General features: G+C 61.0%; 3 rRNA genes. All 3 read right to left on the bottom strand.

The features are described 5' to 3' along the window. Window positions 1-9 precede the first annotated feature (9 nt). The 3 genes from rrf to ACFO3M_RS22625 all read right to left on the bottom strand — a co-directional run bounded on the left by rrf (window position 10) and on the right by ACFO3M_RS22625 (window position 5,378). Window positions 10-126, bottom strand: a 5S ribosomal RNA gene (gene rrf, locus ACFO3M_RS22635). Between the two features lie 120 nt (window positions 127-246). Continuing rightward, window positions 247-3,384, bottom strand: a 23S ribosomal RNA gene (locus ACFO3M_RS22630). 470 nt (window positions 3,385-3,854) lie between these two features. Continuing rightward, window positions 3,855-5,378, bottom strand: a 16S ribosomal RNA gene (locus ACFO3M_RS22625). Together the 16S, 23S and 5S rRNA genes form the textbook arrangement of a ribosomal RNA operon. Window positions 5,379-5,529: the final 151 nt, after the last annotated feature.

Here is a 5,529-nt window from a genome sequence, read left to right as displayed (position 1 = left end):
TGAATGGTTGTCCGGCGGCGTCCTACTCTCCCACCCCGTCTCCGGGGCAGTACCATCGGCGCTGAGAGGCTTAGCTTCCGGGTTCGGAATGGATCCGGGCGTTTCCCTCTCGCCATGGCCGCCGTAACACTGTGAACGGTGCCCCGGCCCGCACCGGCCAGCTGGCCGGGTGCGGGGGGTTGGCTGCGTTCAGAACTGCACAGTGGACGCGTGGTGCACACCTGTTGTGTGTTGGCAGGAAGGTGTGTGGTCAAGCCCTCGGCCTGTTAGTACCGGTCAGCTCCACGCCTTGCGGCGCTTCCACTTCCGGCCTATCAACCCGCTGGTCTGGGCGGGGGCCTTACCCCATTGACTGGGTGAGAGACCTCATCTTGAAGCGAGCTTCCCGCTTAGATGCTTTCAGCGGTTATCCCTGCCGAACGTAGCCAACCAGCAGTGCACCTGGCGGTACAACTGGCACACCAGAGGTTCGTCCGTCCCGGTCCTCTCGTACTAGGGACAGCTCTTCGCAAGTCTCTTACGCGCACGGCGGATAGGGACCGAACTGTCTCACGACGTTCTAAACCCAGCTCGCGTACCGCTTTAATGGGCGAACAGCCCAACCCTTGGGACCTACTCCAGCCCCAGGATGCGACGAGCCGACATCGAGGTGCCAAACCATCCCGTCGATATGGACTCTTGGGGAAGATCAGCCTGTTATCCCCGGGGTACCTTTTATCCGTTGAGCGACACCGCTTCCACATGCCGGTGCCGGGTCACTAGTCCCAGCTTTCGCTCCTGCTCGACCCGTCGGTCTCACAGTCAAGCTCCCTTGTGCACTTGCACTCGACACCTGATTGCCAACCAGGCTGAGGGAACCTTTGGGCGCCTCCGTTACATTTTGGGAGGCAACCGCCCCAGTTAAACTACCCACCTGACACTGTTCCTGATCCGGCTCACGGACCGAGGTTAGACATCCAATTCGACCAGAGTGGTATTTCAACGGCGACTCCACCGACACTGGCGTGCCGGCTTCGCAGTCTCCCACCTATCCTACACAAGCCGAACCGAACACCAATATCAAGCTGTAGTGAAGGTCCCGGGGTCTTTCCGTCCTGCCGCGCGTAACGAGCATCTTTACTCGTAGTGCAATTTCGCCGAGCCTGTGGTTGAGACAGCTGAGAAGTCGTTACGCCATTCGTGCAGGTCGGAACTTACCCGACAAGGAATTTCGCTACCTTAGGATGGTTATAGTTACCACCGCCGTTTACTGGCGCTTGAGTTCTGAGCTTCGCCCCGAAGGACTAACCCGTCCCCTTAACGTTCCAGCACCGGGCAGGCGTCAGTCCGTATACCTCGTCTTACGACTTCGCACGGACCTGTGTTTTTAGTAAACAGTCGCTTCTCACTGGTCTCTGCGGCCCCCACCCGCTGCCCCGCGCAAGGCGGTTCACGGACGAGGGCCCCCCTTCTCCCGAAGTTACGGGGGCATTTTGCCGAGTTCCTTAACCACAGTTCGCTCGATCGCCTCGGTATTCTCTACCTGACCACCTGAGTTGGTTTGGGGTACGGGCCGCTCGGAACTCGCTAGAGGCTTTTCTCGGCAGCATAGGATCATCGGATTCGCCTCATTCGGCTACGCGTCAGGCCTCACCCTCGTGCGCCACGGATTTGCCTATGGCGCGGGCCACACCCTTGCACCGGTACCACCACTCACCGGCCCGACTACCTTCCTGCGTCACCCCATCGCTTGCCTACTACCAGCTCGGGTCCCCAGCTACTGCCACCCCGACCCCGAAGGGGCGGAGCGGTTTCGGTGGGTCAGCATCACTGGCCTGGGCATGGGCGCTCCTTCGCGGGTACGGGAATATCAACCCGTTGTCCATCGACTACGCCTGTCGGCCTCGCCTTAGGTCCCGACTCACCCTGGGCGGATTAGCCTGGCCCAGGAACCCTTGGTCTTCCGGCGGGGGAGGTTCTCACTCCCCTCTCGCTACTCATGCCTGCATTCTCACTCGCGTGGCGTCCACGGCTGGCTTCCGCCGCCGCTTCACCCGCCACACGACGCTCCCCTACCCACCCCGTCCCCTGGCCGGCCTCCACGAGGAAGAACCGACGGGGTCACGACGGAGTGCCACGGCTTCGGCGGTGTGCTTGAGCCCCGCTACATTGTCGGCGCGGAACCACTTGACCAGTGAGCTATTACGCACTCTTTCAAGGATGGCTGCTTCTAAGCCAACCTCCTGGTTGTCACTGCGATCCCACATCCTTTTCCACTTAGCACACGCTTAGGGGCCTTAGCCGATGATCTGGGCTGTTTCCCTCTCGACTACGAACCTTATCGCCCGCAGTCTCACTGCCGCGCTCTCACTTACCGGCATTCGGAGTTTGGTTGACGTCAGTAACCTTGTGGGGCCCATCGGCCATCCAGTGCTCTACCTCCGGCAAGAAACACGCGACGCTGCACCTAAATGCATTTCGGGGAGAACCAGCTATCACCGGGTTTGATTGGCCTTTCACCCCTACCCACAGCTCATCCCCCAGGTTTTCAACCCTGGTGGGTTCGGTCCTCCACGCGGTCTTACCCGCGCTTCAACCTGGCCATGGGTAGATCACCCGGCTTCGGGTCTAGAGCACGCGACTCACTCGCCCTGTTCGGACTCGCTTTCGCTACGGCTACCCCACACGGGTTAACCTCGCCACGTACCGCTAACTCGCAGGCTCATTCTTCAAAAGGCACGCCATCACCGCCCGCGCACGAGGCGCGGCTTCACGGCTCTGACGGCTTGTAGGCACACGGTTTCAGGTACTATTTCACTCCCCTCCCGGGGTACTTTTCACCTTTCCCTCACGGTACTCGTCCGCTATCGGTCACCAGGGAGTATTCAGGCTTAGCGGGTGGTCCCGCCAGATTCACACCGAATTCCACGGGCTCGGTGCTACTTGGGAACACGACAACAAGGAGGCGTAGCGTTTTCGAGTACGGGGCTCTCACCCTCTACGGCGACCCCTTCCAGAGGCCTTCCCCTAACAACTGCGCTTTCTCACTCCCCGCCAGTCCGGCAGAACTGACACGATCGGTCCCACGACCCCGCCTCCACAACCCCTGCCGGGTCTCACATGGAAACGGTTTAGCCTCATCCGCTTTCGCTCGCCACTACTCACGGAATCACGGTTGTTTTCTTCTCCTGTGGGTACTGAGATGTTTCACTTCCCCACGTTCCCTCCACACGCCCTATGTGTTCAGGCGCGGGTCACACCACATGACTGGTGCGGGGTTCCCCCATTCGGACACCCTCGGATCAACGCTCGGTTGGCAGCTCCCCGAGGCTTATCGCAGCCTCCCACGTCCTTCATCGGCTCCTGGTGCCCAGGCATCCACCGTGTGCCCTCAACATCTTGGCCACACACAAACCTACAAACACGCGAACTCCGGCACTCGCCAGCCGACGGCCACCCCGCAAGGTCCCCGCCGGCAGCGAGACAAGAGATCAAAGATGCTCGCGTCCACTGTGCAGTTCTCAACGACCAACCCGCGCTCCTTCCCCAACGACTCCACCGGCCCGCGCACGCGCGGCGATGTGAAATCGGGAAGGCCCGGACGAAGAAGCGATAGCCCGCTCCCTCAGGACCCAACAGCGTGCCTACGACCGATCCGAACTCCCCCGACCCCCGTTCCCCGCAGGCGCCCGAAGACGCGATGCCGTACTAGGAGGCCGCAGCAGCGGCCGGCCGAACTGGTCAGCGTTCCACCCTCGAGCACCACCCCACCGACCCGCGGCTCCTCACAGTTGAGAAGCCATCCCGCGGTGGGCGTGGCTCTGGGCCGACAGACACTCCCCACAGGAAGCGGTCCGCCGGCCAGTGCTCCTTAGAAAGGAGGTGATCCAGCCGCACCTTCCGGTACGGCTACCTTGTTACGACTTCGTCCCAATCGCCGATCCCGCCTTCGACGGCTCCCTCCCACAAGGGGTTGGGCCACCGGCTTCGGGCGTTACCGACTTTCGTGACGTGACGGGCGGTGTGTACAAGGCCCGGGAACGTATTCACCGCAGCGTTGCTGATCTGCGATTACTAGCGACTCCAACTTCATGGGGTCGAGTTGCAGACCCCAATCCGAACTGAGACCGGCTTTTTGGGATTCGCTCCACCTCGCGGTATCGCAGCCCTTTGTACCGGCCATTGTAGCATGTTTGCAGCCCTAGACATAAGGGGCATGATGATTTGACGTCATCCCCACCTTCCTCCGAGTTGACCCCGGCAGTCTCCCATGAGTCCCCACCATCACGTGCTGGCAACATGGAACGAGGGTTGCGCTCGTTGCGGGACTTAACCCAACATCTCACGACACGAGCTGACGACAACCATGCACCACCTGTGCACGACCCTAAAAGGACACGACATCTCTGCCGCTTTTCCGTGCATGTCAAGCCTAGGTAAGGTTCTTCGCGTTGCATCGAATTAAGCAACATGCTCCGCCGCTTGTGCGGGCCCCCGTCAATTCCTTTGAGTTTTAGCCTTGCGGCCGTACTCCCCAGGCGGGGCGCTTAATGCGTTAGCTGCGGCACGGAGACCGTGGAATGGCCCCCACACCTAGCGCCCAACGTTTACGGCGTGGACTACCAGGGTATCTAATCCTGTTCGCTCCCCACGCTTTCGCTCCTCAGCGTCAGTATCGGCCCAGAGACCCGCCTTCGCCACCGGTGTTCCTCCTGATATCTGCGCATTTCACCGCTACACCAGGAATTCCAGTCTCCCCTGCCGAACTCGAGTCCGCCCGTATCGACTGCAGGCCCGGAGTTGAGCTCCGGGTTTTCACAGCCGACGCGACGAACCGCCTACGAGCTCTTTACGCCCAATAATTCCGGACAACGCTTGCACCCTACGTATTACCGCGGCTGCTGGCACGTAGTTGGCCGGTGCTTCTTCTGCAGGTACCGTCACCTCGCGGCTTCGTCCCTGCTGAAAGAGGTTTACAACCCGAAGGCCGTCATCCCCCACGCGGCGTCGCTGCGTCAGGCTTCCGCCCATTGCGCAATATTCCCCACTGCTGCCTCCCGTAGGAGTCTGGGCCGTGTCTCAGTCCCAGTGTGGCCGGTCACCCTCTCAGGCCGGCTACCCGTCGTCGCCTTGGTAGGCCACTACCCCACCAACAAGCTGATAGGCCGCGGGCCCATCCCCAGCCGGAAACCCTTTCCACCACCAGACCATGCGGCCAGCGGTCACATCCGGTATTAGCCCCAATTTCTTGGAGTTATCCCGAAGCCGGGGGCAGGTTGCCCACGTGTTACTCACCCGTTCGCCACTCATCCCCCCGCAAGCGGAGTTCAGCGTTCGACTTGCATGTGTTAAGCACGCCGCCAGCGTTCGTCCTGAGCCAGGATCAAACTCTCCGTAGATGCATTCAATCGCTGGCCGAGAACCGAGAGCTAGCACTCTCGATGTCATCAACCAAAGGAATCCCTGCGCTCCACCACACGGTGCAGCGCCGGGGGTTTGTTACTTGGCACTGACTTTCGGCACGCTGTTGAGTTCTCAAGGAGCGGACGC

It is taken from the genome of Geodermatophilus arenarius, from assembly GCF_042654585.1.
Classification (GTDB): domain Bacteria; phylum Actinomycetota; class Actinomycetes; order Mycobacteriales; family Geodermatophilaceae; genus Geodermatophilus; species Geodermatophilus arenarius.
The sequence above is the reverse complement of the archived record's forward strand: the minus strand, read 5'-3'. Positions and strand labels throughout refer to the sequence as shown.